Genomic DNA, 13,472 nt, shown 5'->3' on the forward strand with positions numbered 1-13,472 from the left:
GCGGCGCACGCTAGCACGGGCAAAGGGACAAGGGCAACGCGCGGCGGCATTCAGAGCGTTTTTGCCGCTTCGCGCAGGGCGAACTTCTGGATTTTTCCGGTCGATGTTTTCGGCAGCTCCTGAAAGACGACCTTCTTGGGCGTTTTGAACCCCGCCAGTGTTTCGCGCGAGAAGGCGATCAGCGTGGCTTCGTCCACCTCGCAGCCTTCTTTCAGTTCCACAAAGGCGCAGGGCACTTCGCCCCACTTCTCGTCGGGTTTCGCGACCACCGCGCAGAGGCTGACGGCGTCGTGGCCCATCAGCACAGATTCAACCTCGACCGACGAGATGTTTTCCCCGCCCGAGATGATGATGTCCTTGGCGCGGTCCGCGATGCGCAGATAGCCGTCTTCTTCCAGAAGCGCGATGTCACCGGAATGGAAGTAGCCGCCTGCAAAGGCCTCGGCCGTGGCTTCGGGGTTTTTGTAGTAGCCCTTCATCACGCCGTTGCCGCGGAACATGATTTCGCCGCGTGTTTCGGCGTCGCGCGGTACACGGTTCATGCTGTCGCCGTCCATGACGGTAACCTCTTCGATGAACGGCATGGCCACACCCTGACGGGCCTTCAGCGATGCGCGTTCGGCGCCTTTGGTGTCGTCCCACTTACTGCGCCATGTGCATTCGGTCGCGGGGCCATAGGTTTCGGTCAGGCCATAGACATGGGTGATGTTAAAACCCAAGGGTTCGATCTTGGCCAGCGTCGCGGGGGCAGGGGGCGCGCCTGCGGTAAAGACCTCGACCACGTGATCGAAATCGCGGCGGTCAGCCTCGGGCGCGTTGATCAGCATGTTCAGAACGATGGGTGCGCCGCCGAAATGCGTGACCTTTTCGTCCGCGATGATGCGGTAGATGTCTTTCGCGACGATATCGCGGCAGCAGGCGATCGTGCCGCCGACCGCAGGCATCAGCCATGTGTGGCACCAGCCATTGCAGTGGAACAGCGGGACAATCGTCAGGTAAACAGGGTTCATCACGATGCGCCACGAAATGACCTGACCCATGGCATTCAGATAGGCCCCGCGGTGGTGATAGACGACACCCTTGGGGCGGCCTGTGGTGCCCGAGGTATAGTTCAGAGCGATGCTTTCCCATTCGTCCTGCGGATAGACCCACGCAAAATCTGTGTCGCCTTCGGCCAGAAGCCCGTCATAGGTCGGGTGGCGGCCTGTGGCCTGCAGGCCCGCGACGGTGTCCACAACCTCGATGATTTCGGGGCCTTCTGTTTCGGCGCGTTCCTTGGCGGCTTCGGCCAGTTCGATGAACTGCGTGTCGACCAGCGCAATCTTTGCGCCGCCGTGATCAAAGATGTAGGCCACCGTGTCCACATCCAGACGGGTGTTGATCGAATTCAGGATGGCGCCGGTTGCGGGCACGCCAAAATGCGCTTCGGCATGGGCGGGGATGTTGGGCAGGATCGTTGCGACCACATCGCCAGAGGCAACGCCGCGTTTGGACAGGGCCGAGGCCAGCTGGGTCACGCGGTCGCGGTATTCGGCGTAGGTGACGCGGTGCGATCCGTAAACGACGGCAAGATGGTCGGCGAAGACATCCGCGGCGCGTGCCAGAAATGACAGCGGTGTCAGTGCAGTGTAGTTCGCGGCATTCTTGTCCAGCCCGGTTTCATCAGCCAACCAGCCCATAGTCCTCTCCCTCAAAAACTCCGGAACAGAGATGAGCAGGTTTTAAAGGCTATGAAAAGGCCAACCAAAGCATGTTAGCGCTATGGGTCTGCGATTTTCCAAAGGCGGGACAACTTGCCACGTCCCGCGCGCATGATCGCGCAGGGGTTGGTGGGGTTTCCATTGCGCAAGAAGCGTGCTGCGCGGTAAAACGGAGGCATGATCATCTCATCCGGCCGTGGCTATATCTTTGTTCATATTCCCAAAACGGGCGGGACATCCTTGGCGATGGCGCTTGAGGATCGGGCACACAAGGATGACATCCTGATTGGCGACACGCCCAAAGCGGTCAAGCGGCGCAACCGGTTGAAGGGCGTCACGACCAAGGGGCGGCTGTGGAAGCACTCCACGCTGGCCGATATCGAAGGCATCCTGCCCGAAGATCAGCTTGCCCCCTTGAAAGTGTTCACCCTGATCCGCAACCCGTGGGACCGTTTGGTCAGCTATTACCATTGGCTGCGCGAACAAAGCTTTCTGCATCCCGCTGTTGCCTTGGCCAAAAGCCTCGATTTTGATCGCTTTCTGGGCCATCCCGTGATCGCGGACAGCATTCGCAGCAATGACTATCCCAGCTATGTGACCACGTCGGACGGGGTTGAACAGCCCTGTAGTTATCTCAAGCTGGAAGACCCCGACGCCGCGCTTGATGCGTTCGAGGCGCATCTGGGGTTTCGCCCTGACCTGGGGCACGAAAACGCATCGGATCGGGCACGGGACTGGCGCGGGTATTACAGTGATCTAACCGCAGGTCTGGTGGCGGACATCTGCGCCAAGGACATCGCACGCTTCGGCTATTCCTTCGATCCTGAAAAGTAAACGACCGTTCATTTTTGCTTGCGCTTCGGCGCGAAAAGCGCAGTCTGTACCCAAGTGAGGGAGGAATAGACATGCCACGCGATCTGACAGCAGAACCGGTAATGATCCTTGGGGCGACGCGTACGCCGTTGGGGGCGTTTCAGGGGGCGTTTTCGCCTTTGTCGGCCACCGAACTGGGGTCGGTCGCGATCCGCGCGGCTGTTGAGCAGGCGGGCATCGCGCCGGAACGCGTGGATGAAGTGTTGATGGGCAACGTGTTGTCCGCCGGTCTGGGCCAGGCACCTGCACGGCAGGCGGCGCTGGGGGCGGGTCTGTCCACAGCGACGCCTTGCACGACGGTGTCCAAGGTCTGCGGATCGGGGATGAAGGCCGTGATGCAGGCCCACGACGCGATCAAGGTTGGCAGTATCGATTTGGCCGTGGCCGGTGGCATGGAAAGCATGACCAACGCGCCGTATCTGTTGCCCAAGGCCCGCGGCGGTGCGCGGATCGGGCACGACCGGATGCTGGATCATATGATGCTGGACGGTCTGGAAGATGCCTATGACATCGCGCCGGACGGCACTCGCCGTTCTATGGGCACCTTTGGCGAGGATTGCGCGCGGAAATACCAGTTCACCCGCGATTTGCAGGATCAATACGCGATTGAAAGCGTGACGCGCGCCCAAAAGGCCGCGTCGGAGGGCAGCTTTGACTGGGAAATCGCGCCAGTGACGTTGCGCACCCGTAAGGGCGAACAGACCGTGACGCAGGATGAAGGCCCGCAGCGCATTGATCCGTCAAAAATCCCGAACCTGCGGCCCGCCTTTGCCAAAGACGGGACCATCACGGCAGCGTCGTCTTCGTCAATCAACGACGGGGCGGCAGCGCTGGTTCTGGGCCGCGCATCCGAGGCCGAGGCTTTGGGCCTGACCCCCATCGCCCGCATCGTCGGCCACGCGGCTTATGCGGGCGAGCCGGGCTGGTTCACCACGGCACCGATCTACGCCAAGCAAAAGCTGGCTGAAAAAATCGGCTGGTCGCTGGACGAGGTCGAACTGTTCGAAATCAACGAAGCCTTCGCCGTGGTTGCCATGGCGTCCATGTCATCCTGCGGGATTGATCGGGACCGGTTGAACGTGCACGGCGGCGCGGTGGCCTTGGGCCATCCTATCGGTGCATCTGGCGCGCGAATCCTTGTGACGCTGCTGGGCGCGATGAAGGCCCGCAAGGCGCGTCGGGGCATCGCCTCGATCTGCATCGGTGGTGGCGAAGCGACAGCAATCGCGTTGGAAATGGAGCATTAAGCTCCATTCCAGAAACATTAATTGCCCCCAAAACTGGCATCACCCCGGGATTACTCAACGTAAGCTTGACTGACTGGTAAAATTGGTTTGCAGTTAAACCGACTTTGGTCATCCATTTGTTACAGCAAGCTGCAAAGCCAATTTAAAGCAGTTTGATTTTAATCCGGGGGGATTACTATGTTTGGACGCGCGTCGTTTAGCGGCAAAGGCCGCTTTGTGTTTAATTTGAATAAAGATTTCGGAACTCAGGGTGATGATACTCTGGCCGGAACGGAAGACACGGATTTCATCTGGGGCCGTCGTGGCGATGATGTCATTCTGGGGTCTAGCGGCTACGATTATATCGACGGCGGTCAGGGCTTTGATGTTGTGTCCTTCGAAGGCTCGGTTCTGGATTACGACATTGGCGACGGTCTGAACCACCTGTCCCGCTTTGCGATGATCGCCGCGCTGGAAGGCGCCCCCACCACCGGAAGTACATCGCTGAAAGACGTGGAAGCGCTTTATTTCGCGGCGGACGACTACACCTACTATCTGGATGGCACGAACAACGCGGTTCTGGCAGGCGATGACACTGCCGCCGCTGTTGAAAATGTCGAACTGACCATCGCGGGTGCCGATCTTCTGGCCAACGATGTGGAATTTGACGGTGACCGGATGGTCATCATCGCGGTCGACGCGACCTCGGCGCTGGGGGCGTCGGTGTCTTTGGTGGACGGCAACGTGGTTTACTTCCCTGACACGGCCTTTGACGCGCTGGCCGAGGGCGATGTGGTCACAGACACGTTTACCTATACCGTTGATGACGGGCTGGGCGGCACCGATGTCGCGACGGTGACCGTGACGGTCACAGGCACCAACGACGATCCGGTTCTGACCATCGCCAGCGCCGTCACAATTGACGAAAACACAACCGACGTGACGACCGCTCAGGTCACGGATGTGGATGGCACGACCGCGACCTACAGCCTGTCCGGCGCGGATGAAGCTCTGTTCACGATTGACCAGACGACCGGCACTTTGTCGTTTATCACAGCCCCCGATTTTGAGGCGCCCGAGGATGACGGCACGGACAACGTTTATAACGTGACGGTCACGGCCACCGACGAATTCGGCGGCACCGACAGTGCAGATGTCGCGGTAACTGTGGCGGATGTTCTGGAACTGCCCGTCATCGACGCGCGCATCAACGAATTCCACTACGACAACGATGGTTCGGACACCGGCGAGTTCATCGAAATCCGCACTGCTGCGGGTGATGATGTGTCTTTCCTGACGGTCGAACTGGTCAACGGGTCCACCGGCTTTGTCTACAACACGATCGCCGTCAACGGCACCGACATGACCAGCGACGGCACCTATGATTACTATGTGATCAACCTGCCCACGAACGGTCTGCAAAACGGAAGCCCCGATGGCATCGTTCTGACCAACGGCCCCGAGGTGATCGAGTTCCTGTCATACGAAGGCTCGCTTGATGCGATAGATGGTGCGGCTGCTGGCATGACCTCGACCGATATCGGTGTTTCTGAGGCTGGTTCGACACCTGTCGGCTTCTCGCTTCAGCGCAACGACGATGGCACATGGCGTGAACCCGAGGAAAACACATCCGGTGCCGAAAACGTGCCGGTGGTCGAACCTGCCCAAATCGTGATCACCGAGATCATGCAGAATCCCTCTGCTGTGGCAGACAGCGCAGGTGAGTATTTCGAAATCTACAACGCTGGCACCGAGCCGGTGGATATCAACGGCTGGACCGTGTCGGACAATGATTTCGACAGTTTTGTCATCGACAATGGTGGTCCGCTGATCGTGCCTGCTGGCGGGTATCTGGTGCTTGGCAACAACGCCGATACCGCGACAAACGGCGGCGTCCCTGTCGATTACGAATACAGCGGCATGTTCCTTGCCAATGGTGCCGACGAGATTGTTCTGACCGATACCAACAGCGTTGAGATCGACCGCGTCGAATACGACGACGGCCCGAACTTCCCCGATCCAACCGGCGCGTCGATGGAGCTGATTGATGTGACGCTGGACAACAATGTCGGGGCCAACTGGACCACAGCCGAAGATGCCTTTGGCGACGGTGATCTGGGCACGCCCGGTGCGTCGAATGACGGGCCAGTGGACCTGACGCCGCGGATCAACGAGCTTCATTATGACAACGTTGATGGAGATACAGGCGAATTCATCGAGGTTCGTGTCGCCGCTGGAACCGATGTTTCGGCCATGAGCGTCGAGCTATATAACGGTAGCACCGGCGCGCTGTATGGTCGCTCGCTGTTGGGGAACAGGACGCCGACCAGTGACGGCACGTATGACTATTACAAGCTGAATTTCCTTGGCATTCAGAACGGATCGCCCGACGGCCTCGCGCTGGTCGACAATGGCGAAGTGATAGAATTCCTGTCCTACGAGGGCACATTCACGGCCACGGACAGCACAGCGATTGGGCTGACGTCCGAAGACATCGGTGTGTTCGAGGACAATAGCACGCCTGTCGGTTTCTCGCTTCAGCGGAACGAAGATGGCACGTGGAGCGCGCCTTCTGAAAACACTGGCGGTGCTGCGAATACCGAAGGCGATCCGGGCCCCGACGCGACGGCGGTCAAAATCTCGGAAATTCAGGGGCAGGGTGGTGACAGCCTGTTGCTCGGCCAATCCGTGTCCGTAACCGCGGTGGTGACGTATGTGACGACCGACGGTTTCTTCCTTCAGGAAGAAGATATCGACGCGGACGGCGATTTGCTGACCTCGGAAGGCATCTTTGTCTTCACTGGCGGCGGTGACCTTGTAAGCCTTGGCGACGTGATGACGGTCACGGGAACGGTTGGCGAATTCTTTGGCCAGACCCAAATCGCGGCGACCAGCACCGAGTTTGTCACCACGACCAACGTCATGCCGACACCAGCCACGATCACCCTGTCGCCGGATATGGCGCAAAATTACGAAGCCTATGAAGGCATGCAGGTGCTGGTCGAAAGCGGCACGGCTGATCCTTTGACGGTCATCACCAATTTCAACCTTGACCGTTTTGGCCAGATCACCGTGTCGTCCGGCAACCAGTACCAGCCGACGCAGCTTTATGATGCCCAGACACAGGCCGCTGAAATCGATGCCCTGCAAGAGGCGAATGAGAACAACAGCTTGCTTCTGGATGATGGCGTCGACTCCCAGAACCCGAGCAGTTTCAACTATCTGCCGGGCGGTCCGGGTGACGATGGCGACGGCGTTCTGAACAGCACAGACGATTTCAGCGACGCAGGCAGCACGATCCGTCTGGGCGCCGAGATCGAGGCACCGATCCAAGGCATCATGTCCTACGGCTTTGGAGAGTACCGTGTCATCGTGACCGAGACGTTGCAGATCGACGAAACCACAAACACAGGCGCGCGGACCGATGCGCCTGCGGATGTGGGCGGTACGCTCCAGATCGCGTCCTATAACGTGCTGAACTACTTCACCACGATTGATGAGCCGGGCGCAGGCACCGGACCGGATGGCACGCTTAATCCGCGCGGTGCGGACACGGCAGAAGAATTCGAACGCCAGTCGTCCAAGATTGTCGATGGCATCATCGGCACCGGCGCCGAGGTCATCGCGCTGCAAGAGATTGAGAACAACGGCACCGTTGCGATCGGGACCTTGGTGGATCAGCTGAACGCCGAAGGCACCGCCGCGAACTATGCCTATGTCGATCCGACGGGCACAGGTGATTTTATCGGCACCGACGCGATTACCACCGGCATCATCTATGACGCCAACGCGGTGACGCTGCTGCATTCGGAATACATCGTTTATGACGAACCTTCGGCAGCGACGACCTTTGCAATTGCGGATGAAATCCAGACGGCGCTGGGCATTTCTGTGGTCGACGATTTCGACCGCAACCGCCCGACGGTCGTGGCCACCTTCATCGACAACGCCACAGGCCAGACGTTTACCGTTGCCTCGTCGCACTTCAAATCCAAAGGTGACAGCGGCTTGCAGGATCTGGCAGATGCGGCGCAGGCCCATCTGGATGCGGGCGGCACGGACATCACGCAGGCGCAGCTTGATGCGCTGCTGGCGGATCCGAACTTTGATCAGGGTGATGGTCAGGGCTTCTGGAACGGTGTCCGTACCGAGGCCGCGCAAGAGCTCGATACGTTCATCAGCACCGTTTACAACGGCGGCGGCGTCGACAATGTCCTGCTTCTGGGTGACATGAACGCCTATGCCGAAGAAGACCCGGTTCAGTTCCTTGATGACGATGCAGGCTATGTCGATCTGATCGATGCCTTTATCGGTCAGGACGTGGCCTATTCCTATGTCTTTGACGGCCAGCGGGGCACGCTGGATCAGGGGCTTGCCGATGCGGCGTTCGCGGGCAGCGTGACGGGCGTCACGGAATGGCACATCAATGCGGATGAACCGGACCTGATCAACTACGATACCAGCTTCAACGATCCGGCCTTCTACAATGACGGGGTCTATGCATCGTCCGATCATGACCCGCTGATCATCGGGGTCGAGTTCGATACGCTGATCTTTACCTAAAGCCGTCATCGCAGGCTTGTTTCTGCGGTGCAGCGTGATACGTTTTTCGGGCAGGCCTTTGCGGGTCTGCCCGATTTACATGAAAGGATGGGCGTATGCTTCGTAGACTGTCATTGGCCTTTGTCGTGCTGGCGGCTCCGCTATCGGCAGAGATGGCGCACCATGGCGACATCATGGTGACCGGTGCCTATGCCTATGAAACACCGAAATCGGCCCCCAGTGGCGCGGGCTATCTGACGGTTAGGAACATGGGCGACACAGATGATGTGTTGCTGGCGGTCAAGTCCGATCCCATGCAGGCGATGATGCACGAAACCGTCGAGGAAAACGGCGTCGCGCGCATGGTGCACAAAATGTCAGTGCCCATCGCGGCAGGTGACACGGTCAATTTCGAACCCGGCGGGCTGCACATCATGTTCATGGGGTTGAATGGCGATCCGTTCGAGGAAGGCGAAGCTGTTCCAGCGACGCTGGTCTTTGAAAAGGCGGGTGAGGTTGCCGTGGACTTCACGGTCATCAACCGCCGCGCCGAACCACCGATGGATCACGGCGCAGGTCACTAATCGTCCGATATTTCAAAAGAGATGTATGCAAAATTGGGCCGCGAGGCACTGGGGGTGTCTCGCGATCGCTCGCCATCCCGCGGCCCAAGTTCTGCATACCATCAGACGCTAACCTGCAGTTGTTTTGACTTCTGTGCGTTTTGATACAGAAGTCAATTTTGTCTCATGATTTCGGGGGCCTGTTCTTGATCTTCATCCGCTCCATGTCGGGTGTGATCGGCACATATTCGTCGTCATCGCCGGGGGGCAGATGGAACGGGCCGTTCGACCAGTCGGCGGTTTTCCATGCCTCTTTCGCGGCGTCGATCTTCTCGGGCGAGGATGAGACGAAATTCCACCATATGTAACGCGGTCCGTTCATCGTTGCTCCACCGAGCGCCATCAGACGCGCGCCTTGCGGGCCTGCCTTGATGCTGATCCGGTCGCCGGGGCGGAACACCATCATCCGGCCCGTGTCAAAGGTCTCGCCCGCCACTTCGATTGCACCTTGGGTGATGTAGATTCCGCGGTCTTCGTGGTTGTCCGGTAGCGGCAGGGTCGCGCCCGGTTCCAGCACCACGTCTGCATAGAAAATCTCGGACTGCATGGTGACGGGCGACGCAGCACCCCATGCATCCCCAAGGATCAGTCGCGCCGTCGCGCCGCGATCTGACAAAAGGGGCAGGGCCTCTTTCTTGTGGTGTTCGAAATCCGGTGCCATGTCTTCGCGGTCTTCCGGCAGGGCAACCCATGTCTGGATGCCGAACAGGCTGTGGCCGGTGCGGCGGGCATCGTCGCCGGTGCGTTCCGAATGGGTCACGCCGCGCCCTGCGAGCATCCAGTTCACTTCACCGGGATAGATCATCTGGTTGGTGCCCAGACTGTCGCGGTGCTGGAATTCGCCTTGGTACAGGTAGGTCACGGTCCCCAAGCCGATATGCGGGTGCGGGCGCACGTCGATACCTTGATCGGTCAGAAACTCGGCCGGTCCCATCTGGTCGAAAAAGATAAAGGGCCCGACCATTTGGCGGCGCGGCGTGGGCAAAGAGCGTCGCACCTCGAACCCGCCGATGTCGCGGGCACGGGGGATGATCACCGTGTCGATGCTGTCGGGGTTGACCGTGTTCGGGTCGATGGTGGGGTTCCAGCTCATGTGACGCTCCTGTGGTTGCGCCTAAGGTAGGGCGCACAGGGTGGTGTGGGTATGGTTGATAATGTGCGTATTTGCACAAGTATTAAGCACCCACATCCGGTCCGTAGCAAAGCATCGGTTTGCTGTCTTGTTGCGCCTCGTACAGCGTCGTGGCCTCGGGGTCGTTTTCAAAAATCGCCCGCAGGCCAGTAGGGGCGTGGAAGAACGTCCAGCACTGCGGGTCAAGGTTGTCTTCATAGACAAAGCAGATCTGGCTGTTTTCTTCGTACCAGAAGCCATCCTTGCAGTCGCCATCAAGGAAAGACCACTGGACACGACGGTCCGGCAGATAGCGTTCTGCCCCATAGGCCATGCCGTCCTGCCCGAAATAGAGCGTTTTGCCCGTGGTGTAGGCCTCGAACTCGGACGCGGACATCGGCGATTGTGCGGCTGCCGGAACTGCGAAAGCCAAACAGGCAGCCACCAAGCGAATTGTTACGCCCATTTCTTTGCCCTCTTGTCCATGATGTTGCGCCAGACCGGCGGAAGCAGCGCAAGCACCGCCATCACCGGCAGGGAATGCGGCAGGATCGGCATCGCCGCACGGTCCAGCGTCAGGTTCGGATAGCTGCGCGTCGGGTTGGCGTGGTGGTCCGAATGGCGGGGCGCGTTCAGCATCAGACCCGACGAAAACCCGTGCGGCGCGTTCCAGCTGTGTTGCGGCCCGACAGGTTCATAGCGCCCATCTTCGCGTTTCTTGCGGCGCAGACCGTAGTGTTGAACGTAATCCGACAGCATCAACTGGAGTTGCGCATAAACAGCCAGCCCGACGTAGACCGCCAATGCAGGGCCACCGCCAGCCAGCGTGATAACCGCCAGACAGACCAACGCCCCTGCGCCGTAAATCTTGTAAGGGTGTATCCCGCCGCCCTTTGACTTGCGCCCGCGAAAGGCGGTTTCGGCGCGATGACCTTCGCGGAAACTGCCCCACCACGCGCGGATCGCAAAGGCATAGAACCCTTCACCCAGCTTGGCCGAATTCGGATCGCGGTCCGTTGCCGCGTGGATATGGTGCACCCGTGGGTGGGCCGAGGCATGATGGCCGAACAGCAGACTGACATAGACCGCCACGCCTAGACGGTGCCCCAACCTGTCGGCGCGGTGGATCAGTTCGTGCGCATTGGAATTGGACACCTGGCCGAAAAACAGCGCCAGCGCGAAGAAGGCAGGCACGCCATAGGCCCAACCCAACGTGCCTGACGACAGCACCAGCGCACCGCCGAACAGAAGCGGGAAATGCACCAACGCCAGAAAGGTCGACAGGCCGTGACCCGCCGGAAATTCCTGATCGGGACGTTCGGGCGCGGCCATAGCGGCAAGCTTGTCCGTAAAGAAGGTGAACACAGTGATGTAGAACAGCGCGGCCCACGCCCAGACCCCGCCAAAGACCAGCGAAAGGGCCAGCAAAGCGACCATTCCAAGTGTGATCAGAACAAAGCGGGTCATCTACATCCTTTTGGCTGTGTTAAGTCCGGTGCAAAGAACATGATACGCCTATCGGAAAATTCCGTCACCCGTAGGATCGAATTTTGGCCGGAATAAGCCGTTTCGTCCCGAACAGGTGTCGCTTTTCAATACACCCCAACGGCTGAGGCGCTGTAAGTTGTCAGTCAATTCGGGAAGGAGAGCTTGATGGCTTTGGACGAACAAAAAGGCGTATGGAAAAAGGCACCCGGCAAAGGCCGTGGGACACCCAAGGGACGCCAGCTGGTTGATACCTCTTGGTCCGAGGTCCGTGATCTTCTGGGCGACCGTCCGCGCCGCCGCGATCTGCTGATCGAATATCTCCACCTGATTCAGGATGAATTCGGCCATCTGTCTGCCGCCCATCTGCGCGCGCTGGCCGAAGAAATGAAACTGGCCATGGCCGAGGTCTATGAGGTCGCGACCTTCTACGCCCATTTCGATGTGGTCAAAGAAGACGAGGCCCCGCCGCCCGCGCTGACGATCCGCGTCTGCGATTCACTGTCTTGCGAACTGGCCGGTGCGGAACAGCTGCGCGAGGCGCTGGAAAGCGGTCTGGACGCGTCCGAGGTTCGCGTGCTGCGCGCGCCCTGCATGGGCCGCTGCGATACCGCGCCGGTTCTGGAACTGGGTCACAACCACATCGACAATGCCACTGTCGAAAAGGTCGAAGCCGCGATCAAAGCAGGCGACACCCACGCCCATGTCCCCGACTATGAAACATACGATGCCTACGCAGCCGAGGGTGGCTATGCCACGCTGAAAGACCTGCGTGAAAACGGCAATTGGGAAGCGGTGCAGGACAAGGTCCTGGCATCCGGCCTGCGTGGCCTTGGTGGCGCGGGTTTCCCGTCTGGCAAGAAGTGGGGCTTTGTGCGCGGCAATGCCGGCCCCCGTTATCTGGCTGTGAACGGTGACGAAGGCGAACCGGGCACGTTCAAAGACCGCTACTATCTGGAGCGCACGCCGCATCTGTTCCTGGAAGGCATGCTGATCGCCGCTTGGGCGGTCGAGGCGGAAAAGGCGTTCATCTACATGCGCGACGAATACCCCGCCGTGCTGGAAATCCTGCGCCGTGAAATCGCGGCACTGGAAGATGCTGGCATCGTCGAGGCAGGCTATATTGATCTGCGCCGTGGCGCTGGCGCCTATATCTGCGGCGAAGAATCCGCGATGATTGAATCGATCGAAGGCAAGCGCGGCATGCCCCGCCACCGCCCGCCTTATGTGGCGCAGGTCGGTATCTTTGATCGTCCCACATTGGTTCATAACGTCGAAACGCTTTACTGGGTCGCCCGCGTTTGCCGCGAAGGGGCCGAGGTCCTGTCGTCGGTTGAAAAGAACGGTCGCAAAGGGCTGCGGTCCTATTCCGTGTCAGGCCGTGTGAAGAACCCCGGCGTGCATCTGTTGCCTGCCGGTTCGACCATTCTGGACGTGATCGAGGCCGCAGGCGGCATGCTGGATGGCCAGACCTTCAAGGCCTATCAGCCGGGCGGTCCGTCCTCGGGTCTGTTGCCCGCATCGATGGATGACATCCCGCTGGACTTCGATACGCTGCAACCGCACGGCAGTTTCATCGGCTCGGCGGCTGTTGTTGTCCTGTCCGATCAGGACAGTGCCCGTGACGCCGCCCTGAACATGCTGCGCTTCTTTGAAGACGAAAGCTGTGGCCAGTGCACGCCCTGTCGTGTCGGCTGTGAAAAAGCGGTCAAGCTGATGCAGGCGGAAACGTGGAACACCGATCTGCTTGAAGAATTGTCACAAGCCATGGTCGATGCCTCGATTTGTGGCCTTGGACAGGCCGCCCCCAACCCAATACGGCTGACAATCAAGCATTTTAGTGGGGAAATCGGATAGGTTCGGCCTTCCGACCTACTAATCAGGATATGTATATGGTTAGCCTCTCCGCGCA

General features: G+C 59.4%; 9 protein-coding genes. 5 read left to right on the top strand and 4 right to left on the bottom strand.

Annotated elements, in window-relative coordinates; all coding sequences use genetic code 11:
- Nucleotides 1-50: 50 nt before the first annotated feature.
- Nucleotides 51-1,679, bottom strand: coding sequence for an AMP-binding protein (locus C4S59_RS12560; protein WP_103910877.1), 1,629 nt, complete (start codon nt 1,677-1,679; stop codon nt 51-53).
- A gap of 198 nt (nt 1,680-1,877) precedes the next feature.
- On the opposite strand from C4S59_RS12560, the gene C4S59_RS12565 reads away from it, so the two are divergent.
- The 4 genes from C4S59_RS12565 to C4S59_RS12580 all read left to right on the top strand — a co-directional run bounded on the left by C4S59_RS12565 (nt 1,878) and on the right by C4S59_RS12580 (nt 8,925).
- Nucleotides 1,878-2,534, top strand: coding sequence for a sulfotransferase family 2 domain-containing protein (locus C4S59_RS12565; protein ID WP_103910878.1), 657 nt, complete (start codon nt 1,878-1,880; stop codon nt 2,532-2,534).
- An 83-nt stretch (nt 2,535-2,617) separates the two neighbouring features.
- A complete protein-coding gene (locus tag C4S59_RS12570; protein ID WP_200813226.1) occupies nt 2,618-3,820 on the top strand; it encodes an acetyl-CoA C-acyltransferase in 1,203 nt (400 codons plus the stop codon).
- 177 nt (nt 3,821-3,997) lie between these two features.
- Nucleotides 3,998-8,362: an ExeM/NucH family extracellular endonuclease gene (locus tag C4S59_RS12575; RefSeq protein ID WP_103910880.1), complete on the top strand. Its 4,365-nt coding sequence runs from the start codon at nt 3,998-4,000 to the stop codon at nt 8,360-8,362.
- A 95-nt stretch (nt 8,363-8,457) separates the two neighbouring features.
- Nucleotides 8,458-8,925, top strand: coding sequence for a copper chaperone PCu(A)C (locus C4S59_RS12580; protein WP_103910881.1), 468 nt, complete (start codon nt 8,458-8,460; stop codon nt 8,923-8,925).
- A 163-nt stretch (nt 8,926-9,088) separates the two neighbouring features.
- Here C4S59_RS12580 and C4S59_RS12585 read toward each other — a convergent pair whose 3' ends face one another.
- From C4S59_RS12585 to C4S59_RS12595, 3 genes are all read right to left on the bottom strand, one after another.
- Nucleotides 9,089-10,057, bottom strand: coding sequence for a pirin family protein (locus tag C4S59_RS12585; RefSeq protein ID WP_103910882.1), 969 nt, complete (start codon nt 10,055-10,057; stop codon nt 9,089-9,091).
- 82 nt (nt 10,058-10,139) lie between these two features.
- Nucleotides 10,140-10,541: a hypothetical protein gene (locus C4S59_RS12590; RefSeq protein WP_103910883.1), complete on the bottom strand. Its 402-nt coding sequence runs from the start codon at nt 10,539-10,541 to the stop codon at nt 10,140-10,142.
- Nucleotides 10,532-11,542, bottom strand: coding sequence for an alkane 1-monooxygenase (locus C4S59_RS12595; RefSeq protein WP_103910884.1), 1,011 nt, complete (start codon nt 11,540-11,542; stop codon nt 10,532-10,534). The genes C4S59_RS12590 and C4S59_RS12595 overlap by 10 nt, the downstream gene beginning before the upstream one ends.
- A 186-nt stretch (nt 11,543-11,728) precedes the next feature.
- Between C4S59_RS12595 and C4S59_RS12600 the strand changes: the two genes are divergently transcribed.
- Entirely contained in the window at nt 11,729-13,417 is a 1,689-nt protein-coding gene (locus C4S59_RS12600) for an NAD(P)H-dependent oxidoreductase subunit E (protein ID WP_103910885.1), read from the top strand.
- Nucleotides 13,418-13,472 lie beyond the last annotated feature (55 nt).

The organism is Thalassococcus halodurans (assembly GCF_900108225.1).
GTDB lineage: Bacteria > Pseudomonadota > Alphaproteobacteria > Rhodobacterales > Rhodobacteraceae > Thalassococcus > Thalassococcus halodurans.